Origin of the sequence: Pseudomonas sp. R25(2017) (assembly GCF_002112565.1) — a bacterium.
GTDB classification, from domain to species: Bacteria; Pseudomonadota; Gammaproteobacteria; order Pseudomonadales; family Pseudomonadaceae; genus Aquipseudomonas; species Aquipseudomonas ekonensis.
The window spans coordinates 83,919-106,987 of record NZ_NEHZ01000018.1 but is presented as its reverse complement, the minus strand read 5'-3'; the positions used below and the strand labels follow the sequence as shown (position 1 = coordinate 106,987).

25 protein-coding genes and 1 tRNA gene are annotated in these 23,069 nt (G+C 63.6%); 20 read left to right on the top strand and 6 right to left on the bottom strand.

What is annotated here, in order from left to right:
* Window positions 1–119 precede the first annotated feature (119 nt).
* The 4 genes from rpoE (at window position 120) to CAG31_RS22010 (ending at window position 3,934) form a co-directional block, all read left to right on the top strand.
* Entirely contained in the window at window positions 120–701 is a 582-nt protein-coding gene (rpoE, locus tag CAG31_RS22025) for an RNA polymerase sigma factor RpoE (RefSeq protein ID WP_085585129.1), read from the top strand.
* A gap of 31 nt (window positions 702–732) precedes the next feature.
* Window positions 733–1,320 carry a sigma-E factor negative regulatory protein gene (locus CAG31_RS22020; RefSeq protein ID WP_085585127.1) on the top strand — a complete coding sequence of 196 codons (588 nt, stop codon included), beginning with the start codon at window positions 733–735 and terminating at the stop codon, window positions 1,318–1,320.
* Window positions 1,321–1,328: 8 nt separating this feature from the next.
* Window positions 1,329–2,291, top strand: a complete 963-nt coding sequence (locus tag CAG31_RS22015; RefSeq protein ID WP_085585125.1) for a MucB/RseB C-terminal domain-containing protein — start codon at window positions 1,329–1,331, stop codon at window positions 2,289–2,291.
* A gap of 212 nt (window positions 2,292–2,503) precedes the next feature.
* Entirely contained in the window at window positions 2,504–3,934 is a 1,431-nt protein-coding gene (locus CAG31_RS22010; protein WP_085585123.1) for a DegQ family serine endoprotease, read from the top strand.
* 79 nt (window positions 3,935–4,013) lie between these two features.
* On the opposite strand, the gene CAG31_RS22005 is transcribed toward CAG31_RS22010, so the two are convergent.
* Window positions 4,014–5,447 (bottom strand): M48 family metalloprotease, encoded by a 1,434-nt coding sequence (locus CAG31_RS22005; RefSeq protein ID WP_085585121.1) that lies wholly within the window; start codon window positions 5,445–5,447, stop codon window positions 4,014–4,016.
* 98 nt (window positions 5,448–5,545) lie between these two features.
* Between CAG31_RS22005 and CAG31_RS22000 the strand changes: the two genes are divergently transcribed.
* Both CAG31_RS22000 and CAG31_RS21995 read left to right on the top strand, forming a co-directional pair.
* Window positions 5,546–5,785 carry a sulfurtransferase TusA family protein gene (locus tag CAG31_RS22000; protein ID WP_085585119.1) on the top strand — a complete coding sequence of 80 codons (240 nt, stop codon included), beginning with the start codon at window positions 5,546–5,548 and terminating at the stop codon, window positions 5,783–5,785.
* A 32-nt stretch (window positions 5,786–5,817) separates the two neighbouring features.
* The gene (locus tag CAG31_RS21995) at window positions 5,818–6,888 is read left to right on the top strand and encodes an AI-2E family transporter (protein ID WP_085585117.1); all 1,071 of its coding nucleotides are present in this window, start codon (window positions 5,818–5,820) and stop codon (window positions 6,886–6,888) included.
* Between the two features lie 40 nt (window positions 6,889–6,928).
* Here CAG31_RS21995 and CAG31_RS21990 read toward each other — a convergent pair whose 3' ends face one another.
* Both CAG31_RS21990 and CAG31_RS21985 read right to left on the bottom strand, forming a co-directional pair.
* Window positions 6,929–7,402, bottom strand: a complete 474-nt coding sequence (locus CAG31_RS21990; protein ID WP_085585115.1) for a peroxiredoxin — start codon at window positions 7,400–7,402, stop codon at window positions 6,929–6,931.
* 13 nt (window positions 7,403–7,415) lie between these two features.
* Window positions 7,416–7,976 (bottom strand): glycine cleavage system protein R, encoded by a 561-nt coding sequence (locus CAG31_RS21985; RefSeq protein WP_085585113.1) that lies wholly within the window; start codon window positions 7,974–7,976, stop codon window positions 7,416–7,418.
* Between the two features lie 329 nt (window positions 7,977–8,305).
* Between CAG31_RS21985 and dapA the strand changes: the two genes are divergently transcribed.
* From dapA to ppk2, 6 genes are all read left to right on the top strand, one after another.
* Complete coding sequence (gene dapA, locus CAG31_RS21975; RefSeq protein WP_085585109.1) at window positions 8,306–9,184, top strand: 4-hydroxy-tetrahydrodipicolinate synthase; 879 nt, start codon at window positions 8,306–8,308, stop codon at window positions 9,182–9,184.
* A gap of 17 nt (window positions 9,185–9,201) precedes the next feature.
* On the top strand, window positions 9,202–10,317 hold the full coding sequence (gene bamC / locus CAG31_RS21970) for an outer membrane protein assembly factor BamC (protein WP_085585107.1): 1,116 nt from the start codon (window positions 9,202–9,204) through the stop codon (window positions 10,315–10,317).
* A 4-nt stretch (window positions 10,318–10,321) separates the two neighbouring features.
* Window positions 10,322–11,080 (top strand): MBL fold metallo-hydrolase, encoded by a 759-nt coding sequence (locus CAG31_RS21965; RefSeq protein ID WP_085585105.1) that lies wholly within the window; start codon window positions 10,322–10,324, stop codon window positions 11,078–11,080.
* A gap of 28 nt (window positions 11,081–11,108) precedes the next feature.
* Window positions 11,109–11,822, top strand: a complete 714-nt coding sequence (gene purC, locus CAG31_RS21960; protein ID WP_085585103.1) for a phosphoribosylaminoimidazolesuccinocarboxamide synthase — start codon at window positions 11,109–11,111, stop codon at window positions 11,820–11,822.
* Window positions 11,823–11,906: 84 nt separating this feature from the next.
* Window positions 11,907–11,996 (top strand) — tRNA-Ser (locus CAG31_RS21955).
* Between the two features lie 167 nt (window positions 11,997–12,163).
* Window positions 12,164–12,988 carry a polyphosphate kinase 2 gene (gene ppk2 / locus CAG31_RS21950; RefSeq protein ID WP_085585101.1) on the top strand — a complete coding sequence of 275 codons (825 nt, stop codon included), beginning with the start codon at window positions 12,164–12,166 and terminating at the stop codon, window positions 12,986–12,988.
* Between the two features lie 54 nt (window positions 12,989–13,042).
* On the opposite strand, the gene CAG31_RS21945 is transcribed toward ppk2, so the two are convergent.
* Window positions 13,043–13,234: a DUF1508 domain-containing protein gene (locus tag CAG31_RS21945; protein ID WP_085585099.1), complete on the bottom strand. Its 192-nt coding sequence runs from the start codon at window positions 13,232–13,234 to the stop codon at window positions 13,043–13,045.
* Window positions 13,235–13,512: 278 nt separating this feature from the next.
* Between CAG31_RS21945 and CAG31_RS21940 the strand changes: the two genes are divergently transcribed.
* The 5 genes from CAG31_RS21940 to CAG31_RS21920 all read left to right on the top strand — a co-directional run bounded on the left by CAG31_RS21940 (window position 13,513) and on the right by CAG31_RS21920 (window position 17,026).
* Window positions 13,513–14,481, top strand: coding sequence for a glycosyltransferase family 2 protein (locus tag CAG31_RS21940; protein ID WP_085585097.1), 969 nt, complete (start codon window positions 13,513–13,515; stop codon window positions 14,479–14,481).
* Between the two features lie 3 nt (window positions 14,482–14,484).
* Window positions 14,485–15,186, top strand: a complete 702-nt coding sequence (locus tag CAG31_RS21935) for a bifunctional 2-polyprenyl-6-hydroxyphenol methylase/3-demethylubiquinol 3-O-methyltransferase UbiG (protein WP_085585095.1) — start codon at window positions 14,485–14,487, stop codon at window positions 15,184–15,186.
* On the top strand, window positions 15,183–15,569 hold the full coding sequence (locus CAG31_RS21930) for a GtrA family protein (protein WP_085585093.1): 387 nt from the start codon (window positions 15,183–15,185) through the stop codon (window positions 15,567–15,569). The genes CAG31_RS21935 and CAG31_RS21930 overlap by 4 nt, the downstream gene beginning before the upstream one ends.
* Before the next feature lie 86 nt (window positions 15,570–15,655).
* Window positions 15,656–16,570 carry a LysR family transcriptional regulator gene (locus tag CAG31_RS21925; protein ID WP_085585091.1) on the top strand — a complete coding sequence of 305 codons (915 nt, stop codon included), beginning with the start codon at window positions 15,656–15,658 and terminating at the stop codon, window positions 16,568–16,570.
* Between the two features lie 90 nt (window positions 16,571–16,660).
* Window positions 16,661–17,026 (top strand): 5-carboxymethyl-2-hydroxymuconate Delta-isomerase, encoded by a 366-nt coding sequence (locus CAG31_RS21920; RefSeq protein WP_085585089.1) that lies wholly within the window; start codon window positions 16,661–16,663, stop codon window positions 17,024–17,026.
* A gap of 3 nt (window positions 17,027–17,029) precedes the next feature.
* Here the strand turns inward: CAG31_RS21920 and CAG31_RS21915 are convergent, their stop codons facing one another.
* Window positions 17,030–17,965, bottom strand: a complete 936-nt coding sequence (locus tag CAG31_RS21915; RefSeq protein ID WP_085585087.1) for a LysR family transcriptional regulator — start codon at window positions 17,963–17,965, stop codon at window positions 17,030–17,032.
* Between the two features lie 201 nt (window positions 17,966–18,166).
* Complete coding sequence (locus CAG31_RS21910) at window positions 18,167–19,354, bottom strand: cyanate transporter (RefSeq protein WP_085585085.1); 1,188 nt, start codon at window positions 19,352–19,354, stop codon at window positions 18,167–18,169.
* A 421-nt stretch (window positions 19,355–19,775) separates the two neighbouring features.
* On the opposite strand from CAG31_RS21910, the gene CAG31_RS21905 reads away from it, so the two are divergent.
* The 3 genes from CAG31_RS21905 to CAG31_RS21895 all read left to right on the top strand — a co-directional run bounded on the left by CAG31_RS21905 (window position 19,776) and on the right by CAG31_RS21895 (window position 22,980).
* Window positions 19,776–21,425 carry a phosphoethanolamine transferase gene (locus tag CAG31_RS21905; RefSeq protein WP_085585083.1) on the top strand — a complete coding sequence of 550 codons (1,650 nt, stop codon included), beginning with the start codon at window positions 19,776–19,778 and terminating at the stop codon, window positions 21,423–21,425.
* A gap of 131 nt (window positions 21,426–21,556) precedes the next feature.
* Window positions 21,557–22,690, top strand: a complete 1,134-nt coding sequence (gene rnd, locus CAG31_RS21900) for a ribonuclease D (RefSeq protein WP_085585081.1) — start codon at window positions 21,557–21,559, stop codon at window positions 22,688–22,690.
* Complete coding sequence (locus tag CAG31_RS21895; RefSeq protein WP_085585079.1) at window positions 22,687–22,980, top strand: YcgL domain-containing protein; 294 nt, start codon at window positions 22,687–22,689, stop codon at window positions 22,978–22,980. Before rnd ends, CAG31_RS21895 begins: the two co-directional genes overlap by 4 nt.
* Window positions 22,981–23,069 lie beyond the last annotated feature (89 nt).

The following is a 23,069-nucleotide window of genomic DNA, read 5'->3' as shown; positions in this document are numbered from 1 at the left end:
CAGAGCCCCGCAGGAAACTTGCTTGGAGGGGGAGAACTTTTGCGAAAAGCCCGAGTCTATGTTTGCAAGTCCGGTCGTTTGGTTATGCAAGCCTCCTCCGAGCTCATCGAGGAGTGTTCATGCTAACCCAGGAAGAGGATCAGCAGCTGGTCGAGCGCGTTCAGCGTGGCGACAAGCGGGCGTTCGATCTGCTGGTGCTGAAGTATCAGCACAAAATTCTCGGGTTGATCGTGCGTTTCGTGCACGACACCCATGAGGCCCAGGACGTTGCGCAAGAAGCCTTCATCAAGGCATTCCGAGCGCTTGGCAACTTTCGCGGAGACAGCGCGTTCTATACGTGGCTTTACCGCATCGCCATCAACACGGCGAAGAACTATCTGGTTTCACGCGGCCGCAGGCCGCCGGATAGCGATGTCAGTTCCGAAGACGCAGAGTTCTACGACGGCGATCATGGCCTCAAGGATCTCGAATCGCCAGAACGCGCATTGCTGCGGGATGAGATCGAAGGCACCGTCCATCGAACCATTCAGCAATTGCCGGAAGATTTGCGCACGGCGTTGACGCTGCGCGAGTTCGACGGTCTGAGTTATGAAGACATTGCGAGCGTCATGCAATGTCCGGTGGGTACCGTGCGCTCCCGGATCTTCCGCGCCCGGGAGGCCATCGACAAAGCCCTGCAGCCGTTGTTGCAGGAAAACTAAAGACAGCGGCGACAGCCAAGAGAGGAACGCCATGAGTCGGGAAGCCCTGCAGGAATCGCTGTCCGCAGTGATGGATAACGAAGCGGACGAATTGGAATTGCGTCGGGTGCTCAATGCACTGGACGATGTTGAAACCCGTGAAACCTGGGCTCGCTACCAGATCGCTCGGGCAGCCATGCACAAGGATCTGCTGCTTCCGCGTCTGGATCTCGCTGCGGCGGTCTCTGCTGCGCTGGAAGACGAAGCCGCTCCGGCCAAGGTTTCCCGCGGCCCGTGGCGCAATCTCGGTCGCCTGGCTGTTGCGGCGTCGGTGACTGTGGCCGTGCTGGCCGGCGTGCGCCTGTACAACCACGACGAAATCGCTGGCGTGGAACTGGCTCAGCAGTCCAACCAGCCGACGTTGGCCGTGCCTCAAGTCAAGGGCCCGGCGGTTTTGGCAGGCTACAATGAGAGTTCGGAAGCCACAGGTCCCATGGCCAACGGCGTTCTGCAAGGCCAGCCAGGCTGGCACGATCAGCGTCTGCCAGGCTATCTGCGCCAGCATGCCCAGCAGGCCGCACTCAAGGGAACTGAAAGCGCACTGCCTTACGCGCGTGCAGCCAGCCTGGAAAACCGTTAAGGAGGATCATGCGCGCCATACCGCTACTCTCGCTTCTGCTTGGCGGCTGGTTCATCGTTCCAGCCCATGCCGACGACGCCCAGGACTGGTTGACCCGTCTGGGCCAGGCCGAACAGCAGCAGAGCTTTCACGGCACTTTCGTCTACGAGCGTAACGGCAGTTTCTCTACCCATACCATCTGGCATCGCGTCCAGAACGGCCAGGTTCGCGAGCGTCTGCTTCAGCTCGACGGATCGGCGCAGGAAGTGGTGCGGGTGGATGGACGGACGCAATGTGTCAGTGGCGCACTGATTGCGGGGCTGGGGGATTCTCCGAATTCCGCCGCCCGCCCCCTCGATCCTCAAAAACTCAAGAATTGGTACGAACTTGCCGTCATTGGCAAGTCGCGCGTGGCCGGACGTGAAGCGGTGATCGTATCGCTGACGCCCCGCGACCAGCACCGCTACGGTTTCGAACTGCATCTGGACAAACAGACGGGCCTGCCCCTCAAGTCGCTTCTGCTCAACGACAAAGGCCAGTTGCTCGAGCGTTTCCAGTTCACCCGCCTCGATACCTCTGAAATCCCTTCCGACAGCGACCTGCAGGCAGGATCCGACTGCCGCGCCGTCGCCCTGGACAGTGACAAGGCGTCCGCCGTCAAGGCCGCCCAGGTCTGGCATTCGGACTGGCTGCCGCCGGGCTTCGAGCTGACCAGCAGTACCTCGCGCAAGGATCCGGAGACCAAGACCCAGGTCAGCAGTCTGATGTATGACGATGGCCTGGCGCGCTTCTCGGTGTTCCTGGAGCCGCTCAACGGCGCCACGGTCACGGATACTCGGACTCAGCTCGGCCCGACCGTTGCGGTGTCCCGTCGCCTGACCACGCCCGAGGGTGAAATGATGGTGACCGTGGTCGGTGAGATTCCGATCGGCACCGCCGAACGAATTGCCTTGTCGATGCGCAATGATGGCGCCGCAACCAGCAAGCAATAAGCCGATTCCGGCCAGGCTGTTTGCGCTGCCTCGTCGAGATGCAGAAATGTTTGCTGAGCATTTTCATTTGCAAAACACCCAATTTTTTTCTATAGGTCAGAGCCTCTCGGCTCTGGCCTTGTCTGTCGTTCCCGGAACAAAAATGCCGGCCCGCAGTTTCCGGTGTTCCTTGCTCCATATCGCTTAACCCTGCTCGTCGTAACGGGAGCTGTATGTCGATACCTAGCTTGAAGTCCTATCTCTCCATTCTCGCCACCGTGCTGGTGCTCGGTCAGGCCGTGCCCGCCGTCCAGGCGGCCGAGCTGCCTGATTTCACCCAACTGGTCGAGCAGGCCTCGCCTGCGGTGGTGAACATCAGCACCACGCAGAAGCTGCCCGACCGCAAGGTGAACCAGCAGATGCCGGACCTGGAAGGCTTGCCGCCGATGCTGCGCGAGTTCTTCGAGCGCGGCATGCCGCCGCAGCAGCGTTCGCCCCGCGGCGACCGTCAGCGTGAAGCCCAGTCGCTGGGTTCGGGCTTCATCATCTCGTCCGACGGCTACATCCTGACCAACAACCATGTGATCGCTGACGCCGACGAGATCCTCGTCCGCCTCGCCGACCGCAGCGAAATGAAAGCCAAGCTGATCGGCACCGACCCGCGTTCCGACGTGGCCCTGCTGAAGATCGACGGCAAGGATCTGCCGGTGCTCAAGCTCGGCAAGTCCCAGGACCTGAAGGCCGGTCAGTGGGTGGTGGCGATCGGTTCGCCGTTCGGCTTCGACCACACCGTGACCCAAGGCATCGTCAGCGCCGTCGGCCGCAGCCTGCCGAACGAAAACTACGTGCCGTTCATCCAGACCGACGTGCCGATCAACCCGGGCAACTCCGGTGGCCCGCTGTTCAACCTGAACGGTGAAGTGGTCGGCATCAACTCGCAGATCTACACCCGCTCCGGCGGCTTCATGGGCGTGTCGTTCGCCATCCCGATCGACGTGGCGATGGACGTCTCCAATCAGCTCAAGAGCGGTGGCAAGGTGAGCCGCGGCTGGCTGGGCGTGGTCATCCAGGAAGTGAACAAGGATCTGGCCGAATCGTTCGGCCTGGAGAAACCGGCCGGTGCGCTGGTGGCCCAGATCCAGGATGACGGCCCTGCCGCCAAGGGTGGCCTGCAAGTGGGCGACGTGATCCTGAGCATGAACGGCCAGCCGATCGTCATGTCCGCCGACCTGCCGCATCTGGTCGGTGCGCTGAAGGCGGGCGCCAAGGCCAACCTGGAAGTGATCCGCGACGGCAAGCGCAAGAACATCGAGCTGACCGTCGGTGCGATTCCCGATGAGGACAAGGACACGGACGTGCTGCCGAAGTCCGGTGTCGAGAGCACCAGCAACCGTCTGGGCGTATCGGTCGGCGAGCTGAGCGCCGAGCAGAAAAAAACCTACGACCTCAAGGGCGGCGTGGTCATCAAGGAAGTCCAGGACGGTCCTGCGGCGCTGATCGGCCTGCAGCCGGGCGACATCATCACCCACCTGAACAACCAGGCCATCGGCTCCGCCAAGGAGTTCGCCGAGATCGCCAAGGCATTGCCGAAGAACCGCTCGGTGTCGATGCGGGTGCTGCGTCAGGGACGCGCCAGCTTCATCACCTTCAAGCTGGCCGAGTGATCAGGTCGTCAATCCAATAAGAAACCGCCTCGAAAGAGGCGGTTTTTTTATGCCCGCAGTTTAATGCCAGCGGGCAGGCTCAGCCCATCATGTCCTTGATCATGCGCTCCTGTTCCATCAGTTCGCGCTGACGGGCATCGATGCGTGACGACAGCGGGAAATTGTTGCCGGCCTTGCGCTTGGCGAAGTCCAGTTGCTGGATCGCCTGCCGGTAATCGCCCACCAGGGCGAAATACTCGGCGCGGGCCTGGTGCAGGCCGATGATGTTGCCGGACAGGCCGCGGGTCTCGGCCACCTGATACCACACGTCCGGATCGTCCGGGCGCGACTTGAGCAGGCTGTCCAGGGCCTTTTCCGCATCGGCGGCGCGGTTCTGCTTGAGCAGCAGGTCGACCCGCACCTGGTTCAGCGGGTAGTTGCCGGGAAACTGCGTGAGCAGCCGGTCGACCCGCGACTGGGCGTCGGGCAGGCGGTTGTTGGTGATGTCCAGGTCGACCTGGGCCAGGTTGTAGATCAGTTCGTTCGGGGACTTGGCCAGCAACTGCTTGAGGTTTTCCCGGGCGTCATTCAACTGGCCGCCCTTGATCTGGGCAATGGCCAGGCCGTAGCGGGCGACGTCGTTTTTCGGGTTCTCGTCCAGCTGCGCACGGAAGCGCTTGGCGCCCAGCCCTGGGGTCTCTTCGTAGATCAGCTGCACGCGGGCGCGGATCAACTGATAGCGCAGGCTGTCTTCGATGCCGCCGGGCTTGGCCTGTTCGGCGCGGTTGCGGGTGTCGGCGATCCGCGATTCGGTGACCGGGTGAGTCAGCAGGAATTCCGGCGGTTTGGCGTCGAAGCGGTACTGGCGCATCAGGCGCTCGAACATGGTCGGCATCGAGCGCGGGTCGTAGCCGGCCTTTTCCAGGTTGAGGATGCCGATGCGGTCGGCTTCCTGCTCGTTCTGACGCGAGAAGGTGCGTTGCGACTGGATCGCCGCCGCCTGGGTGCCGGCGATGGTTGCGATGCCCGCATCTCCGCCGCCGGCGGCCGCGATGACGATCCCGGCCAGCAGGGCGGCCATCATCGGCACCTGCATCCGCTGGGAGGCTTCGACGCCCCGGGCGAAGTGGCGTTGGGACAAGTGCGCCAGTTCGTGGGCCAGCACCGAGGCGTATTCGCCTTCGGTCTGGGCGTTGAGGAACAGGCCGCCGTTGACCCCGACCACGCCGCCGGGCGCGGCGAAGGCGTTGAGCTGCGGGCTGTTGATCAGGATGAACTCCAGGCGCCGGTCGCTGACCTGGCTGGTCTCCACCAGCTTGTAGACGCTGGACTCGACGTAGTCCTTGAGCTGCGGATCGTTCAGTTGGGAAACCTGGCTGCGCAGCAGCGCCAGCCAGGCACGGCCCAGCTGGTATTCCTGTTGCGGCGAGACAATGGCAGAGCTGGCATCACCGAGTGACGGCAGATCGTCGGCGAAGCCCGGAGAGGCGAGCAGGCAAGCGAGCGTCAGCAGGGTAGGGCGCAGAAAAGTCATGCACAAAGCCTTAGTCGACAAAGACCTTACTGTAGCCGGACACCGGGCCTGCGACCAGATATTCTAGGCGGCCTGACCCACCTGATCCGGAGTGACGCATGAACGACGCTGTAGCCCATGACCGCGAACTGGACGCCAGCGGCCTGAATTGTCCGTTGCCGTTGCTCAAGGCCAAGATGGAGCTCAACAAGCTGCCCAGCGGCGCGGTGCTCAAGGTGATCGCCACTGATGCGGGTTCCCAGCGCGATTTCCGCACCTTTGCCAAATTGGCCGGTCATACGCTGCTGCGCGAAGAAGACGAGGCGGGCGTCTACCGTTACTGGTTGAAAAAAGCCTGAAACCGACAGCGTTCAAGACCTAAGGAATATTGATGTTCAAAGTGTTACGCGACTGGGTTCAGCGCTACTTCTCCGATGAAGAGGCGGTGGTGCTGGCGGTGCTGCTGTTTCTCGCCTTCACGGCGGTGCTCACCTTGGGCGGCATGCTCGCGCCGGTGCTGGCGGGGATGGTGCTGGCTTACCTGATGCAGGGGCTGGTGGTCACCCTCGAACGGCTGCGCATGCCCGGCGGTGCGGCGGTGGGGCTGGTGTTCGCGCTGTTCATGGGCGTGCTGATGGTGTTCATCGTGGTGGTGCTGCCGCTGCTCTGGCATCAGTTGATCACGCTGTTCAACGAATTGCCGGGCATGCTCGCCAAATGGCAGTCGCTGCTGTTGCTGCTGCCGGAGCGTTATCCGCACCTGGTCTCCGACGAGCAGGTGCTGCAGGCCATCGAGGCGGCGCGGGGCGAGATCGGCAAGTTCGGCCAGTGGGCGCTGACGTTCTCGCTGTCGAGTCTGCCGCTGCTGGTGAACGTGATGATCTACCTGGTGCTTGTGCCGATCCTGGTGTTCTTCTTCCTCAAGGATCGGGCGATGATCGGCGAATGGGTGCGCGGCTATTTGCCGCGGGAGCGGGCGCTGATCACCCGGGTCGCCCAGGAAATGAACCGACAGATCGCCAACTACATCCGCGGCAAGGTCATCGAGATCGTGATCTGCGGCGGGGTGACGTACATCGCCTTCGTTGCGCTGGGCCTCAACTACGCCGCGCTGCTGGCCTTGCTGGTGGGCGTGTCGGTGGTGGTGCCGTATGTCGGGGCGGTGGTGGTGACCGTGCCGGTGCTGCTGATCGCGCTGTTCCAGTGGGGCTGGAGCGACCAGTTCATCTACCTGATGGCGGTGTACGGGATCATTCAGACCCTGGACGGCAACGTGCTGGTGCCGTTGCTGTTTTCCGAAGCGGTCAACCTGCACCCGGTGGCGATCATCTGCGCGGTGCTGTTGTTCGGCGGGTTGTGGGGGTTCTGGGGCGTGTTCTTCGCGATTCCCCTGGCGACGCTGTTCAAGGCTGTGCTGGATGCCTGGCCGCGCAAGGAGCCGGTGGTGGCCCCGCTGCTGTAGGGCGTGTTGCGGTGGCGCCCGTGAGGGCGCCACAAAGGCATCAAGCCTTGTTCAGGGCCTGCGCCGCCGCCAGAACCTCGTCCACATGCCCCGGCACCTTCACGCCACGCCATTCCTGACGCAGCACGCCGTTCTTGTCGATGAGGAACGTGCTGCGATCCACGCCCATGTATTCCTTGCCGTACAGCTTCTTCAGCTTGATCACGTCGAACAGCTGGCAGACGGCCTCGTCCTTGTCGCTGATCAGCTCGAACGGGAACTCCTGCTTGCACTTGAAGTTCTCGTGGGACTTCAGGCCGTCGCGGGAAACCCCGAAGATTTCCGTGTCGGCGGCCTGGAACGCGGCGTACTGGTCGCGAAAGCCCTGGCCTTCGGTGGTGCAGCCGGGGGTGCTGTCCTTCGGATAGAAGTAGATCACCACCTGCTTGCCCTTGAGGCCCGCGAGGCTGACGGTTTTCCCGCTGGTGGCGGGGGCTTCGAAATCGGCAACCGGTCGGTCGATCACAACGGCCATGAAAGCTTCCTTCTTACATTGGGTTCTGTGGGCGCCACGGTTCGATCAGCGCGTCCAGGTTCATCGCGTCGGCGAAGTCCAGGAACTGGTCGCGCAGCCAGCTGATCTGGGTGCCGGCCGGCAGGGTCACGGTGAACGTGGCGTTGAGCATGGTGCCGCCGGTCTGCGGGGCCTGGTAGGTGTCGCAGGTCAGGTTCTCCAGGTCGATGTTGTGGTCGGCGAAGAACTGGCACAGCTCGCTGATGATGTCGGAGCGGTAGGCCGAGCTGACGTAGGCCACGTAGGGCAAGGCCTGCGGGCGGTTTTCCAGGGCCGCGCTGCGCACCACGTTGACGGTGAAGGCATGGCGCTTGGCCAGGACCGGCAGGCTGCTCTCGAGGCGGGCCAGGCCGTCCCAGCTGCCCGAGATCTCGAGCACCAGCGCGCTGCACTCGCCGTGGCGGGTCAGGCGCGAGGTGACCACGGCGCAGCGGTTTTCATGGCTGGCGCGGCACAGCACGTTGGTCAGCTCCATGGGGTTGGCGCCGAGGGCACTGATGACAAGGAATTGTTCGCGAACTGTGGGGGTGGACATGCAGCGTTCCTAAAGCGATGAGCGGTCGGTAGTCATTAGAGGGCATCGCCTGTCGGGGAGTGCCTGAACAGGCCTGTGCGCAAGGCCCCGGCAACGTGCTTCGTCGGCGTCCGCCGTGGCGGGAGCGTCCGGCGGCGACGCTGGAACGGGGCCCGGAGGGCCGATTCGGGAGGCTGGAACCCGGCATGCGAGCCGATCTGTACCGATCAAAGCCTGAAGGGTAGCGAAAAGCGGCGCCAAGGGGAATGGCGGCAGCGCAGTACTTCGCTTGTGCAAGCATGTTGGCGCCAGTACCATTACCGCTCTCTTTTTCCGGCAGGAGCGGTTTCATGATTGCGGGCAGTATGGTGGCATTGGTCACACCCATGGATGCACAAGGGCGTCTAGACTGGGACAGCCTCAGCAAACTCGTGGACTTCCACCTCAAGAACGGCACCCATGCCATCGTCGCGGTCGGCACCACCGGCGAGTCGGCGACCCTTGACGTCGAAGAACACATTGCCGTCATCAAAGCCGTGGTCAAACAGGTCGCCGGCCGCATTCCGGTCATCGCCGGCACCGGCGCCAACTCGACCCGTGAAGCCGTCGAACTGACCCGCAACGCCAAAGAGGCCGGCGCCGACGCCTGCCTGCTGGTGGTGCCGTACTACAACAAGCCGACCCAGGAAGGCCTGTACCAGCACTTCAAGCACATCGCCGAAGCGGTCGACATCCCGCAGATCCTCTACAACGTTCCCGGCCGCACCTCCTGCGACATGCAGGCCGAGACCGTGATCCGCCTCTCCACCGTGCCGAACATCATCGGCATCAAGGAAGCCACCGGCGACCTCAAGCGCGCCAAGGCGATCCTCGATGGCGTGAGCAAGGACTTCATCGTGCTGTCCGGCGATGATCCGACCGCCGTCGAACTGATCCTGATGGGCGGCAAGGGCAACATCTCCGTCACCGCCAACGTCGCCCCGCGCGAAATGGCCGACCTGTGCGAGGCCGCGCTGGAAGGCAACGCCGAGAAGGCGCGGGCCATCAACGAAAAACTGATGCCGCTGCACAAGGACCTGTTCATCGAAGCCAACCCGATCCCGGTGAAGTGGGCTTTGGCTGAAATGGGCCTGATGCACGAAGGCATCCGCCTGCCGCTGACCTGGCTGAGCGCTCCTTGTCATGAAACGCTGCGCTCGGCCCTGCGCCAGTGCGGCGTCCTGGTTTAATTGAGGAAGTACAACGCATGAAGCGAATGGCCGGACTTTCCGCACTTGCCTTGATTATCTCCAGCACCAGCGGCTGTGGATGGATCTGGGGCCCGGAAGGTTATTTCCGTGACCGTGGCAGCGACTACCTGCAGGCGCAACAGACCGCGCCGATGCAACTGCCGTCGGGTGTCAGCACCTCCAAGCGTCTGGATCCGCTGTTGCCGATCCCGCGCAACGTGGCTGACGACACCGCAAAAGGCGAGTACGTGGTTCCTCGTCCGCAACCGCTGTCGGCCATCGCCGACGCCGGTGACTACTCGCTGCAGAAGAGCGGCGATTCGCGCTGGGTGATGGCCCAGCATCCGCCGGCCGAAGTCTGGCCGGTCGCCGTGCAGTTCTTCCAGGACAACGGCTTCCGTCTGGACGAGCAGCGTCCGCAGACCGGCGAGTTCACCACCACCTGGCAGCATTCCGATGAGCTGTCCGCCTCCATGGCCAAGCGCCTGAGCGCGGCCGGCGTCGGCGCCGACAGCGAAACCCGCGTGCGGGTGCGCATCGAGCCTGGCGTGCAGCGCAACACCAGTGAAGTCTATGTGGTCAGCGCCGAGCGTCCTGCCGGCAGCACCGCCGACGTGGCGTTCACCAACCGTTCGGTCAACACCGGCCTGGACGCGGCGCTGGTCGACGACATGCTGGCGAGCATGAGCCGCACCTCCGAGAAGGGCGGTTCGGTGTCGATGCTGGCCTCCCGCGATTTCGACGCGCCGAGCCGCGTCAGCCTCAGCGAAGACGGCAGCGGCAACCCGGTGCTCAACGTCGGCAGCGACCTCGACCGTGCCTGGTCGAGCGTCGGCCGTGCGCTGGAGCAAGGCGAATGGCGCGTGGAAGACATCAACCGCAGCCTGGGCCTGTACTACATCAACCTGGCCGAGAAGGCCGAGAAGAAAGACGACAAGCCCGGTTTCTTCAGCAGCCTGTTCGGCAGCAAGCCTAACAAGGAAGAAGTCGAAGCCCGTGCCGAGCGCTATCAGGTTCGCCTGAGCAAGGTAGGCGAGAACGTCCAGGTGACCGTCGAGAAGAACATCAACACCGTGGCGCCGGCCGAAGTGGCCCGCAAGGTGTTGAGCGTGATTCAGGACAACCTGGGCTGATCCGATGCGTTTCGCCGTTCTCGGCAGCGGTAGCCAAGGGAACGGCACGCTGGTCGCCAGCGCCGATACGGTAGTGCTGGTGGATTGTGGCTTCTCCCTGCGGGAAACCGAAAAGCGCCTGTTGCGCCTGGGTGTGAACCCGGCGCAACTGAGCGCGATACTCGTGACCCACGAACATGCCGACCACGTGCATGGCGTGGGTTTGCTGTCTCGGCGCTACAATCTGCCTGTCTATCTGAGCCGCGGCACGTTGCGCGGGATGCGCAAGCCGATTGACGCCACCGGTTTCGTCGCCGGCGGCGAGCGGTTGCAGATCGGCGCCTTGAGCATCCAGGCCATTGCCGTGGCCCATGATGCGCAGGAGCCGACCCAGTATGTGTTCAGCGACGGCGAGCGGCGTTTCGGCCTGCTGACCGACCTGGGCTCTTACTGCGAACAGGTGCTGGACGGCTACCGGGATCTCGATGCGTTGATGATCGAGGCCAACCATTGCCGCGATTTGCTGGCCCGCGGTCACTACCCGTACTTTCTCAAGCAACGGGTGGGCGGCGAGCGGGGACATCTGAACAACCATCAGGCGGCATTCCTGGTGGCCGAGTTGGGTTGGCAAGGCCTGCAACACCTGGTCCTGGCCCATCTCAGCAGCAAGAACAACCTGCCGCAGCTGGCCCGGCAATGTTTCGTCGACACCCTCGGGTGCGACCCGGACTGGCTGCAACTGGCCGATCAAGATTCAGGGCTCGACTGGCGCCACATCGCCTAGCCCACCTATTTAGCAAGCGGAGCCCATCATGGAAAAACGTGAAGAACTCTACCGCGGCAAAGCCAAATCGGTTTACAAGACCGACGACGCCGACCGCCTGATCCTGCTGTTTCGCAACGACACCTCGGCGTTCGACGGCAAGCGCATCGAACAGCTCGACCGCAAGGGCATGGTGAACAACAAGTTCAACGCCTTTATCATGCAGAAGCTCGAAGCGGCCGGCATCCCGACCCAATTCGACAAGCTGCTGGGCGACAACGAGTGCCTGGTCAAGAAGCTCGACATGATCCCGGTCGAGTGCGTGGTGCGTAACTATGCCGCCGGCAGCCTGGTCAAGCGCCTGGGCGTCGAAGAGGGCATGAAGCTCAACCCCTACACCTTCGAGCTGTTCCTGAAGGACGACGCCAAGGGCGATCCGTTCATCAACGAATCCCACGTCGTGGCGTTCGGCTGGGGCACCGCCGAGCAGCTGGTGCGCATGAAGGAACTGTCCCTGAAGGTCAACGACGTCCTGAGCAAACTGTTCGACGACGCCGGCCTGCTGTTGGTGGACTTCAAGCTGGAATTCGGTGTGTTCAGCGACGGCTCCATCGTCCTGGGCGACGAATTCAGCCCGGACGGCTGCCGTCTGTGGGACAAGGACACCAAGAAGAAAATGGACAAGGACCGCTTCCGCCAAGGCCTCGGTGACGTCATCGAAGCCTACGAAGAAGTGGCCCACCGTCTGGGCGTACCGCTTTAACCGACGCAAGCATCTGATAGCACGGAAAAAATTTGCGTCAGGGGGTTCGCTTCCGGCAAAAGTGTTGTTATGATGCGCGCCGTTGGAGAGATGCCAGAGTGGCCGAATGGGACGGATTCGAAATCCGTTGTACCTTCGCGGGTACCTAGGGTTCGAATCCCTATCTCTCCGCCATTATTTGAAAAGCCCCGTAGCTGAGAAGCTACGGGGCTTTTTGTTTGCGCCGAAGAAAGCCGGCCGAACGCGGGCTTGCCTTTCGCGATAACTGACTAAACTTTCCGGTTCAGGGTCATGGGCCGCCGGCCTCTTCCGGCAGCCATTTCAATCCGTGAGGTTTGGCCATGGCAAAAGGCAAGAAGAAGGACGTCGAAAAAGGCAAGGCGACCGAAAAGACCAAGCTGTCGAGCAAGGACTACCTGGCCGAGCTGCGCCGTCTGCATGTCGAGCTGGTGAAGATGCAGGAGTGGGTGACGGCCAACGGCATCAAGGTCTGCATCATTTTCGAGGGGCGTGACGGGGCGGGGAAGGGCGGGACGATCAAGGCGATCACCGACCGGGTGAGCCCGCGGGTGTTCCGCGTGATCGCGCTGCCGGCGCCGACCGACCGCGAAAAGAGCCAGATGTACATCCAGCGCTATCTGCCGCATCTGCCGGCCGGCGGCGAGGTGGTGATCTTCGACCGCAGTTGGTACAACCGCGCCGGGGTCGAGCGGGTGATGGGCTTCTGCACCGACAAGCAGGTGGAGAAGTTTCTGCAGACCGTGCCGCTGGTGGAACGGGCCATCGTCGATTCGGGGGTGATCCTGCTCAAGTACTGGCTGAACGTCAGCCAGGAGGAGCAGACCCGCCGGCTCGAAGAGCGCATCACCGACGGGCGCAAGATCTGGAAGCTTTCGCCCATGGACCTCAAGTCTTACAGCCGCTGGTACGACTACTCCAGGGCCCGCGATGAGATGATCGAAGCCACCGACACCGGCTACGCGCCATGGCTGGTGGCCGACTCGAACGACAAGCGACGGGCGCGCCTGAACATCATTTCCGACCTGCTCAGCCGCATACCGTACAAAGAGGTGCCCAGGGAAAAGGTCGTCTTGCCCAAGCGGCAGAAGTCGGGTGGCTATCGGGAGACGAATTACCCCTTCAAGCACGTTGTGGAGCGCTTCTGACCCATGGGCCGCCGAAACCGCCGGGTATGGCAGATGCGGCGGCCTTTGCCGGCCTCAGATCTCCTTGACCGGCGTCTCTGCGTGCACGCCTTTGATCAATTCGATCACGTGCAGGCAGTCCGCCTTGTTCACGTAGGACTCCCCGCTGGCGACGGTTTCGTGGTTCCCGGCCCTCAGCCGCCAGCGCCATTGGCCCTTGCCGGTGCTCAGGGTGCCTTTGGATTGTCTGTAGATCTCGAAATACATTCAGTTCGCTCCATGCGATTGGGATATTGCGACACGCTGTGACGCACCGACGCAAGCCTAGCGGAGCTGGCTTTTTTGGCTATCGGGCATTTGTTTCCAATCGTTGGGAGATGTGTGAGCAAGGCCCGGGGCAGGGCGCGCGAACCGGCTCCGGACGAGGTGCGATGCCGTCGCCTCATTCTTGCGCCGCCTCTGGCGGTGCTGCTTAATGAGGTACGGCTCAAGGTATTCGATCCCGGTTCGGCAACCGGTCAACACGCCAAGAGAAGAGCAGGCCCGTGAACCATCCGCTCGGGACGCATGTTGCGGGGCCGGTGACGTTGTCGCTGGTGATCCCCGTGTTCAACGAGGAGGACAGCCTCGACGGCTTTCTTGTGCGCATCGGGCAGGTCTTCGCGCGCGAGGCGCAGATCGGGCTTGAGCTGGTGTTCGTCAATGACGGCAGCACCGATGCGACGCTGGAGCGGCTGTTGCGGCATCAGAGGGATGACCCGCGGATCCGCGTCGTCGACCTGAGCCGCAACTTCGGCAAGGAAGCGGCGCTGTCGGCCGGCCTGCAGACTGCCACAGGGCAGATCGTGGTGCCGATCGACGTCGACCTGCAGGATCCGCCCGAAGTCATCCTGCAGATGGTCGCCCGCTGGCGGGAAGGCTATGAGATGGTGCTGGGCCACCGCATCAGCCGCCGCAACGACTCCTGGGCCAAGCAGACCTCCGCCAATTGGTTCTACCGCCTGCACAACAGGATCGCCGACCAACCCCTGCCGGAGAACGTCGGCGACTTTCGCTTGATGGACCGCTGCGTGGTGGACGCGCTGCTGACCCTGCCGGAGTCGAGGCGCTTCATGAAAGGGCTGTTCGCCTGGGTCGGTTTCCGCACCACCCATGTCGATTACGAGCGGCCGCAGCGCGCGGCGGGCAAGAGCAAGTTCAACGGCTGGCGGCTGTGGAATTTCGCGCTGGAGGGCATCACGAGTTTCAGCACCGAGCCGCTGCGGATTTGGACCTACCTGGGGGCGGCGGTGTCGCTGGTGTCCTTTGGCATCGCGATATTCATTGTGGCGCGGACGCTGATCTACGGCGTCGACTTGCCCGGCTATGCCTCGCTGATGGTCGCCGTGACGTTTCTCGGCGGCCTGCAACTGATCGGCATCGGGGTGCTCGGCGAGTACCTGGGCCGCACGTACATCGAAGCGAAGCACCGGCCGGTTTTCCTGGTGCGCCGCATCTACGAACCCAAGGACTGAGGCATGGACCTCAAGGAAGCCGACATCCTGGGCGAGCGCATCGGTGAGCATTGGTACTACGGCGCCAAGGCCGCGGCGATCCGCCGGATGCTGGGGGACGCGCCGGTCAGGCGGATTCTCGATGTCGGCGCCGGTTCAGGGTTCTTTTCCCGCCATCTGCTGGCCTGCACCGCCGCGTGCGAAGCCTGGTGCGTGGACACCGGCTACCCCGCCGACTCCAGTGGGGAGAGCGCCGGCAAACCGGTGCATTACCGCCGTGAACTCGGGGGCGTGGACGCCGACCTGGTGTTGCTGATGGATGTGCTGGAGCACGTCGATGACGACCTCGGCCTGCTTCGGGCCTGCATCGGCCAAGTCCCGTCCGGCAGCCGCTTTCTGATGACGGTGCCGGCCTTTGCGTTCATGTGGAGCGGGCACGACGATTTTCTCGGGCACAAGCGCCGATACACCCTGGGACGGTGCGAGGCCCTGGCCGCCGCTGCGGGCCTGCAAGTGGAGCGGGGCGCCTACGGTTTCGGTGCTGTGTTTCCGTTCGCGCTGGCGTCGCGTCTGCTGGCCGCAGGCTCGGCGCCGCGCTCTCAGCTCAAGCGTCACTCGGCTTTCGTCAATGCGCTGCTCAAGGCACTGTGCAGGCTCGAATTGCCCCTGATGGGCATCAATCGCCTGGCCGGCCTGAGCGTGTTCGTGCTGGCGCGCAAACCGTGACGGTCGCCGACCGGTCCGCCCTGATCCGCCGCGGCCTGCGTTTCGCCGTGACCGGGCTGTTCGTCACGGCGCTGCATGCGTTGGTGGCGGTGCTGTTCATCCGCTTCGTCAGCCCGCGTCCGCCGGTGGCCAACGGCGTGGCCTTCGCTCTGGCGACGGTGGTGTCGTATGCGCTCAACACGGCCTGGAGCTTCTCCGCGCGGTTGCACGGCAAGACCCTGCTGCGCTTCATGTCGGTGTCGGCGGGCGGTTTTCTGTTGGCGGTGTTCGTGGCGTGGTCGGCGCAGCTTGCCGGCCTGCATTATCTGCTGGGCGTCGCTGCAGTGGCTCTGACGGTGCCTGCCTTCACGTTCGTGCTGCACAACGTCTGGACGTACCGATGACGGACGCCGCAGCTGCCGCGCCGTTTCGATGGACGGCGCCCCCCCTGCCTTTCTACACTGCCGCCATCTGGGGACGGGGGTGAAGGATGAACCGAAATGAACTGCGCAAGGCTGACATCAACCTGATGGTGGTGTTCGAGACGCTGATGCTCGAACGCAACGTGACGCGGGCCGCCGAAAAGTTGTTCCTCGGCCAGCCGACCATCAGTTCGGCGCTCAACCGCTTGCGCACGATGCTCAACGATCCGCTGTTCATCCGCGTCGGTCACCGCATGGAGCCGACGGCCCGGGCCGAAGACATCTTCCGCCACCTCAAGCCGGCGCTGGACTCCCTCTCGGTGGCCCTGAGCCTGACCCGAGATTTCGATCCCGCCGTCAGCACCATGACCTTTCGCATCGGCCTGTCCGACGACGTCGAGTTCGGCCTGCTGCCGCCGGCGCTGCGCACCCTGCGCCAGGAGGCGCCGAACGTGGTGTTCGTGGTGCAGCATGTCGACTACTGGCGGATCCCCGACCTGCTGGCTTCGGGCGACATCACCGTCGGTATCAGCCAGACCCGCGGCCTGCCGGCCAACGCCAAGCGCAAGCTGCTGCGGCACATCCAGCCGAGCATCCTGCGGGCGGACGCCTCCGCCACGCCGCTGACCCTCGATGAGTACTGCGCCCGCCCGCACGTGCTGGTGTCCCACACCGCCAACGTCAGCGGCTACGCCGACGAGTGGCTGGCGGACATCGGCCGCACCCGCCAGGTGGTACTGTCGGTGCCGCAGTACAGTGCGTTGCCGGCGCTGCTGGCCGGCACCGACCTGATCGCCAGCCTGCCGGACTACACGGCCGAGGCGATGGCCGCCTCGGGGCTGCTGTTCAAGGAGCCGTTCCCGTTCAAGACGCCGACCCTGGACCTGTCGATGGTCTGGCTCAGCCATGTGGACAGCGACCCGGCCGAGCGCTGGCTGCGCTCGCGGCTTGAAGCGCTGATGAGCGAACGCCCCGCGACCTGACCGACACCGCAGCACCTGTAGGCGCGGGCCCGCGCCACAGAAATTAGTGATATATGTACGGCCTTTGCGCCCAATGACTGGAGTTCCCCCATGCCGCACCTGCACCTGGAATACACCGCCAACCTGCCGCAGCTGAACGCCGACCTGGCGCTGATCCGGCTCAACAACACCTTGGTGGCTTCCGGTCAGTTCGCCGCGGAGTACGACATCAAGAGCCGTGCGGTGAAGGTCGAGACGTTCAGGGTCGGCACCGCGCCTGGCGAGCGGGCTTTCGTCCATGTGAAGCTGGCGCTGCTCAGCGGGCGTTCGCCGCAGATCAAGCGGCAGTTGTCGGAAAGCCTGCTGGCGGCTCTGCAGGACCTGTGCGAGTGGCCGGCCGGGGTCGACGTGCAGCTGTGCGTGGAGCTGCTGGACATCGACCGCGAGTCCTACACCAAGACCGCCATCGGCGTGTGAGGCTCAGGCGGCTTCCAGCTCCGAGCAGGTCTTGATGACCTGCTCGCGCAGCCAGAGGTTGGCGCTGTCCTGGTCGGCGTTGCGGCTCCACTGCATGTCGAGGGTGAAGCCGGGCAGGCCGTTGGGCGCCTCGCAGTGGTTGAACACCGCGTCGTTGGTCAGCAGGCGCTGGATGCGCCGGGGCAGGGTGAGGATGAAGTCGGTGCCGGTGATCATCTTCAGCGCCGCGCTGTAGCTGTTGGAGCGGGCGACGATCTGGCGCTTCTGCGCCTGGCGCGCCAGCCAGCCGTCGACCATGTTGGTGGTGGACATCCACGGCGTGGGGAACACGTGCCGGCGTTCGGTGAAGGCCTTGAGGCTCAGGCGTGGCTCCAGCGGTGTGGCGCGCTTGTCGAAGACGCAGACCAGATCGTCCTCCAGCAGCATGCGCGATTTCAGGTCGGCATGCTGGCGGTGAAAGTGCGGGCCGAAGCAGATCACCAGGTCGAGGCTGCCGTCGCGCAGCTCGTCGGCGGGCACGTCGGTCTCGAACTTGTGCATGTTGACCATCACCGGCAGATCGTCGAAATCGAAGCGCTTGAGCATCCGCGGCAGGATCAGTTGCTCAAAGTACTCCGGCGCGCAGATGTTGAAGGTGACCGCCTGGGCCGTCGGATCGAACACCGGGGGGCCGGCGTGGCACAGGTTGATGCTTTCGAGGATCTTCTGCACATGGCTGTACATGCCGTCGGCCTTGTAGGTCGGCCGCATGCCCGTGCGAGTGTTGATGAAGAGTTCGTCTTCGAAGCTGGTGCGCAGTTTCTTCAGGCAGTAACTGACGGTGGACTGGCTGACGAACAGCGCCTCCGACACGTCGGTGACACTGCTTTGCTCGTACACGGCGACGAACACCATGAGATCCTGCATGTCGAGCTTTCTAAGCAAGTTACTGTTCAGCATCCGTTCCGTCCTGCAGTGCTCCTTGCGCCGATCCGCGCAAACGTGTGCGGACGATCCTAACGGAACGATGGTGCCAGGAAAAACCCCTGTAGGACATTTTACGGTCAGTTGTGGGACAGAAAGTTCCAGCAACACGACGTGCCGAAGTAAACCCGTAAAAGATGGCCAGAAGCCTCCCCCGCAGGCGGGCTCAAGTCACGCTCAACGGATGTGGCGGGCGTAATGTTTGGGGTCGAAGCGCAGCACCATCAGCAGCATCAGCGCCATCACGGCGGTCAGTGACCACCAGGCGCCCTCGAAGCTGCCCGAGCGGTCGCGGATGAACCCGGCCAGCAACGGCGACAGGCCGGCGATCAGGTAGCCGATCCCTTGCACGAACGCGGTCAGGGCGCCGGCCCGTTGCGGCTCGTCGAGGTGGTCCAGGGACACAATCAGGCTCATGGGAAACAGGCCGCCGATGCCCAGGCCCAGCAGGCAGGGCCACAGCAGGCCCAAGTGGTGCGGGCTGAGGATCAGGCCGCAGAAGCCTGCGATGATCAGCACGAGCAGCCCGCCGAGCACCGCCCGCCGGTCACGGCTGCGGTTGGCGATGGCGGGCACCGTCAGGCCGGCGATCACTTCCATGGCGGTGAGGAAGCCCAGCACCAGGCCGGCGTGCTGTTCACTGAAGCCTTGCTCCACGTAGTACGGCGCGAGCCAGGCCAGCACGCAGGTGTAGGACGCTGTGCCCAGGCCGAAGAAGAGCGCCAGCCACCAGGCGCGGGCGTTGGAGAAAAAGGATTCCCTCGCGGCCTTCACCGCCGCGACGGGTGAAGCCCCCGAACCTTGCGTCCGCCACGCCAGCGCGGCGCACAGCGCCAAGGCCGACCAGAGCGCCAGCCCTCCGCGCCAGCTGCCGCCGTGCAGCAGCACCAGCGGCGCGAGCGAGGCGGCCAGCGCGGCGCCGCCCATGATCGAGGTGACGTACAGCCCCATGCACAGCGCGACGTGGTCGGGAAAGCGCGATTTGATCAGCGCCGGCATCAGGGCCTGAATCAGCGCAATGCCGATCCCGGCGAGCACCGCACTGGCGATCAGCGGCGGCGCCGAGTCGAGGAACAGCCGCGACAGGCTTGCCAGCCCGATCACCAGCAACGACAGCAGCACCGTACGCCGTTCGCCCAGGCGTCGGCTGATGCCCAGGCCGAAAAACATCGCCAGCCCCATCGCCGTCACCGGCAGCATGGTCAACAGGGAGGCGAGGCTGAAGCTCAACGGGATGTCGCCGCGGATGGCCGACAGCAACGGGCCGACCGCTGCCATCGACGGCCGCAGGTTGAGGGCGACCAGCACGATGCCGAGCATCAGCCAGGCGGCGGGACGGGTGGTCGTGGTGCGTACGCTTTCCATTGACGGGCCTTGGGACGGGAGGCGGTCGATTAGGCGCGCGGGGCCTGTGGGCGGGCAAATCAGAAAGTCTGCGGTGGTATTTAAAAAGTCGATATCACGGCGTGGCAGTCACCCCAGGTGTCGGTTGTGCTGGCCTCATCGCTGGCAAGCCAGGCTCCCACAGGGTTTTGTGGTGTACAGGGAATTTGCGGCCCAGCGAGATCCCCTGTGGGCGCCAGCCTGCTGGCGATGGCGTCAGTGATCGCGCCACACAGTCTGGGCAAAACCTGTGAACGAACTATTCTCAAATACATCGGGCCAACTATTCGTTGGCTTCTTTTTCACAAAAAATTGATGGTTGCCTGCTTAAAGTTTGTCCCGCCTTGATCAATGAAATTTTCACAATTGGTCACAGCGCTTCTTTCAGGAAATGCCCCTCTTTATGCTGAAGTTAAAAGCCGTGCGCCCGGAATGGGTGACGTTGTTGGCCAGTGCCTTTCTTTTGCTCGGATTCAATGGCGTGCTCTGGCAGCACCTGTCCGACATCACGTCGGCGGACGGCAAAGGCATCGCCATGCGCATCGCGTTCGGCGTCATGATTTTCGCGGCCTACAACATCGTGCTGACGCTGCTGGCGTTCCGGCCGGTGATGAAGCCGCTGCTGAGCCTGATGTTTCTGGTCAGCGCCGGCGTGGCCTACTTCATGAGCCAATATGGCGTATTGATTGATGCGGGCATGTTTCGCAACTTCGCCGAAACCAATGCCACGGAAGTTCGCGACCTGCTGTCCTTGAAGTTGTTTGTTTATATTCTCCTGCTGGGTGTCTTGCCGACCTGGCTGTTGTGGAAAGTTCCGGTCAACTACCGCAAGTGGCACCGGGAACTGTTGAGCAAAGTTATCGTGGGCGTCGCGTCGGCGGCGGTCATCGGCGGGGTGGCGCTGGCCAACTACCAGGGCCTGTCTTCGTTGTTCCGCAATCACCATGAACTGCGCCTGATGCTGGTGCCGAGCAACTACATCGGCGCCTCGGCCGGCTACCTGCGCGAGCAGGTCGCCTCGGTGCAGCAGCCGTTCGTCAAGATCGGCGAAGACGCCCAACGCAATCCGGCCGTGCAGAACCGTCCGCGCAAATCCCTGACCGTGCTGGTGGTGGGAGAGAGCGCCCGGGCGGAGAACTTCGGCATTCTGGGCTACGACCGGGACACCACGCCGAAGCTGGACAAGGAAGCCGGCCTGATCGCCTTCACCGACGTGCACTCGTGCGGCACCGAAACCGCCGTGTCCGTGCCGTGCATGTTTTCCGACATGGGCCGCCAGGACTACGACGCCAGCAAGGCGAAGAACCAGGAAGGGTTGCTGGACGTGCTCAAGCGCGCCGGCCTCGACGTGATCTGGCGCGACAACCAGTCCGGCTGCAAGGGCACCTGCGACCGGGTCACCGTGCAGGACGTCAGTAACCTGAAAGACCCGGCCCTGTGCGCGAACAGCGAGTGCCGCGACGAGATCCTCCTGCAAGGCCTGCAGGGCTTTATCGACCGCCTGGACAAGGACACCGTGCTGGTGCTGCACCAGATGGGCAGCCACGGCCCGGAATACTTCAAGCGCTACCCCAAGGAATACGAGCATTTCACCCCGGTGTGCGAAAGCAACGCCCTGAACAACTGCAGCCGCGAAAGCATCGTCAACGGCTACGACAACACGCTGGTCTACACCGACCATGTGCTGTCGAGCCTGATCGATGTGCTGCGCAGCAACCAGGACAAGGTCGACACCGCGATGCTGTACCTGTCCGACCACGGCGAGTCCCTGGGCGAGTACAACCTGTTCCTGCACGGCACGCCGTACATGCTGGCGCCGGAACAGCAAAAGCATGTGGCGATGCTGGCCTGGTTCTCCGACAGCTACCAGAAGGCTTACTCGGTCGACACCCATTGCCTGCAACTGAGCCGCGACAAGCCCCTGAGCCAGGACAACCTGTTCCACTCGATGCTCGGCCTGCTGGAGGTGCAGAGCAACGTTTACCGGCATGACCTGGACCTGTTCGCCGGATGCCGCGGCGCGGTGATCGACGGGGTGCTGGCCAAGGACTGAGTCTTCAGACACGTCCTGTCAGACTATTCTTGCTCTCAAGCAGGAGATTTCATCAATCCACCTGCCCTGCAGAGGCGCGGAAAGCGCCGGCGGCGATATATACTGCGCGCCATTCTTCAAGGGAGAGCCGTGTGGCCATCGATATTCACTGGATTCGCGACAACGATAGCCTGGCGCGCCTGTGCGCCGAGTGGCAGCAGTTGCCCTTCGTGGCCCTCGACACCGAATTCATGCGGGTCGATACCTTTTACCCGATCGCCGGCCTGCTGCAGGTCGGCGACGGCCAGCGCGCCTACCTGATCGACCCGCTGACCATCGACGCCTGGCAACCGCTGGCCGCGCTGCTGGAGAACACGGCGGTGGTCAAGGTGCTGCACGCGTGCAGCGAAGACCTCGAAGTGCTCCTGCGCCTGACCGGCAGCCTGCCGGCGCCGCTGTTCGACACCCAACTGGCCGCCGCCTACCTGAACCTGGGGTTCTCCATGGGCTATTCGCGGCTGGTGCAGGAAGTGCTCGGCATCGAACTGCCCAAGGGCGAGACCCGGTCCGACTGGTTGCAGCGGCCGTTGTCCGACACCCAGGTCAGCTACGCTGCCGAAGACGCCGTGCACCTGGCCGAAGTGTTCGTGAAGCTGCGCCCGAAACTGTCGGACGAACGTTGCGCCTGGGTGCTGGAGGACGGTGCGGAACTGGTCGCCAACCTGCGCCGCGAAACCGACCCTTACGAGGTGTACCGCGAAGCCAAGCTGGCGTGGAAACTGTCCCGCGCCCAATTGGCCGTGCTGCGCGAGCTGTGCGCCTGGCGCGAACGCGAGGCCCGGGCCCGCAACCTGCCGCGCAACCGCATCGTGCGCGAGCAGTCGCTGTGGCCGCTGGCCCGCACGCAGCCGGACAACCTCGGCGCGTTGGCCAAGATCGAAGACATGCACCCGCGCACCGTGCGTCAGGACGGCGAGTTTCTGCTTGATCTGATCAAACGCTCTGGCAGTGTGTCCCCTGACCAGTGGCCGCCGGCGATTCCCGAGCCGCTGCCGATCGAGGCCGCCGCGCTGATCAAGCGGCTGCGCGCCATCGGCCAGGCCGAAGCGGAGCGTCTGGGGATCGCGCCGGAACTGATGCTGCGCAAGAAAACCCTCGAAGCGCTGGTCAAGAGCGGCTTCCCCGAGGGGCCTTACCAACTGCCAGATTCGCTGCGTGGCTGGCGCCGCGAACTGATGGGCCAGCAGCTGCTCGACAGCCTGGCCTCCGCCGGAGAACAGCCTTGAAACAGATTTGCTCGATCTACCGCAGCCCGAAGAAAAACGAAATGTACCTGTACGTGCTCAAGAGCGATGCGCTGGAGCGGGTGCCGGAGCCGCTGCTGGCCGCGTTCGGCAAGCCGCAGCACGCCTTTGACCTGGTGCTGACCCCCGAGCGCAAACTGGCGCGCGAGGACATCGCCGTGGTGCTGGAAAACCTCGACAAGCAGGGCTATCACCTGCAGATGCCGCCGGCCGAGGACGAATACATCGAACACCTGCCCGAAGAGTTGCTGCGACGCAACGACCCGGTCTGATCCGCGGGGCCCTGTCCTGGGCCCCGGATTTCCCTGGAACTGATTTTCACGGCGATGGCTGCCACGAAGCGGGCGGCCGTCTGCACGGT

Bases quoted from the DNA above. Each gene is read 5' to 3' on its own strand.
- CAG31_RS21920 (WP_085585089.1), top strand. From the start codon at position 16,661: ATGCCGCACCTGCACCTGGAATACACCGCCAACCTGCCGCAGCTGAAC.
- CAG31_RS21985 (WP_085585113.1), bottom strand. From the start codon at position 7,976: ATGTCCACCCCCACAGTTCGCGAACAATTCCTTGTCATCAGTGCCCTC.
- CAG31_RS21905 (WP_085585083.1), top strand. From the start codon at position 19,776: ATGCTGAAGTTAAAAGCCGTGCGCCCGGAATGGGTGACGTTGTTGGCC.
- CAG31_RS21965 (WP_085585105.1), top strand. From the start codon at position 10,322: ATGCGTTTCGCCGTTCTCGGCAGCGGTAGCCAAGGGAACGGCACGCTG.
- CAG31_RS22010 (WP_085585123.1), top strand. From the start codon at position 2,504: ATGTCGATACCTAGCTTGAAGTCCTATCTCTCCATTCTCGCCACCGTG.
- CAG31_RS21910 (WP_085585085.1), bottom strand. From the start codon at position 19,354: ATGGAAAGCGTACGCACCACGACCACCCGTCCCGCCGCCTGGCTGATG.
- bamC (WP_085585107.1), top strand. From the start codon at position 9,202: ATGAAGCGAATGGCCGGACTTTCCGCACTTGCCTTGATTATCTCCAGC.
- dapA (WP_085585109.1), top strand. From the start codon at position 8,306: ATGATTGCGGGCAGTATGGTGGCATTGGTCACACCCATGGATGCACAA.
- CAG31_RS21990 (WP_085585115.1), bottom strand. From the start codon at position 7,402: ATGGCCGTTGTGATCGACCGACCGGTTGCCGATTTCGAAGCCCCCGCC.
- CAG31_RS22000 (WP_085585119.1), top strand. From the start codon at position 5,546: ATGAACGACGCTGTAGCCCATGACCGCGAACTGGACGCCAGCGGCCTG.
- CAG31_RS21995 (WP_085585117.1), top strand. From the start codon at position 5,818: ATGTTCAAAGTGTTACGCGACTGGGTTCAGCGCTACTTCTCCGATGAA.
- CAG31_RS22015 (WP_085585125.1), top strand. From the start codon at position 1,329: ATGCGCGCCATACCGCTACTCTCGCTTCTGCTTGGCGGCTGGTTCATC.
- CAG31_RS21925 (WP_085585091.1), top strand. From the start codon at position 15,656: ATGAACCGAAATGAACTGCGCAAGGCTGACATCAACCTGATGGTGGTG.
- rpoE (WP_085585129.1), top strand. From the start codon at position 120: ATGCTAACCCAGGAAGAGGATCAGCAGCTGGTCGAGCGCGTTCAGCGT.
- CAG31_RS21945 (WP_085585099.1), bottom strand. From the start codon at position 13,234: ATGTATTTCGAGATCTACAGACAATCCAAAGGCACCCTGAGCACCGGC.
- CAG31_RS21935 (WP_085585095.1), top strand. From the start codon at position 14,485: ATGGACCTCAAGGAAGCCGACATCCTGGGCGAGCGCATCGGTGAGCAT.
- purC (WP_085585103.1), top strand. From the start codon at position 11,109: ATGGAAAAACGTGAAGAACTCTACCGCGGCAAAGCCAAATCGGTTTAC.
- ppk2 (WP_085585101.1), top strand. From the start codon at position 12,164: ATGGCAAAAGGCAAGAAGAAGGACGTCGAAAAAGGCAAGGCGACCGAA.
- CAG31_RS22005 (WP_085585121.1), bottom strand. From the start codon at position 5,447: ATGACTTTTCTGCGCCCTACCCTGCTGACGCTCGCTTGCCTGCTCGCC.
- CAG31_RS21915 (WP_085585087.1), bottom strand. From the start codon at position 17,965: ATGCTGAACAGTAACTTGCTTAGAAAGCTCGACATGCAGGATCTCATG.
- CAG31_RS22020 (WP_085585127.1), top strand. From the start codon at position 733: ATGAGTCGGGAAGCCCTGCAGGAATCGCTGTCCGCAGTGATGGATAAC.